Source organism: Caballeronia sp. GAFFF2, assembly GCF_023631485.1.
Lineage (GTDB): Bacteria > Pseudomonadota > Gammaproteobacteria > Burkholderiales > Burkholderiaceae > Caballeronia.
This window is the reverse complement of the sequence record NZ_JALQDA010000096.1, coordinates 1-656: the sequence shown is the minus strand read 5'-3', so window position 1 is coordinate 656 and position 656 is coordinate 1. Positions and strand designations below refer to the sequence as shown.

Sequence of the window (656 nt, the reverse complement as noted above, 5' to 3'; positions counted from 1 at the left end):
GGTCCAGGACCTGATGCTGGCGTTCAACAAGGCACTCATCGAGCGCGCGATGGGCGCCGAGATGAAGATGCATCTGGGCTACCTGGCGGGGCAGCCGAAACCCGACGGCCAGGACAACGAACGTAACGGCGCCAGCGGCAAGACGCTCATCACCGATTATGGCCCGCTCAGGGTCGATCTGCCGCGTGATCGTGACGGCAGTTTTGAACCCATCCTGATTCCGAAACACGAGCGCCGTTTTACCGGTTTCGACGAGCGCATCATCGCCATGTACGCGCGCGGCATGAGTGTGCGCGAGATCCAGGCGTTTCTGGCCGAAGCCTATGGCACCGAGGTTTCGCCCGATTTCATCAGCTCGGTCACCGACGAAGTGATGGCTGAAGCGCTCGCCTGGCAAAGCCGTCCGCTTGAGCCGATGTACCCGGTGGTGTTCTTCGACGCGCTGCGTGTGAAGATCCGTGGCGACGGCGTGGTGAGCAACAAGGCGGTGTATCTGGCGCTGGGCATTCAGGCCGACGGCCAGCGCGATGTGCTCGGCCTGTGGATCGAACAGACCGAAGGTGCGAAGTTCTGGCTGAAAGTGTTCAACGAACTGAAGACCCGGGGCTGCCAGGACATCCTGATCGCGGTGGTCGACGGCCTGAAGGGACTGGCTG

At 62.0% G+C, this 656-nt stretch carries 1 protein-coding gene; it reads left to right on the top strand.

Annotated features, from left to right (window positions below; genetic code table 11):
• Positions 1–656 (top strand): IS256 family transposase (locus NCT04_RS34270; protein WP_250470278.1); only part of this gene is annotated, 656 nt, incomplete at both ends.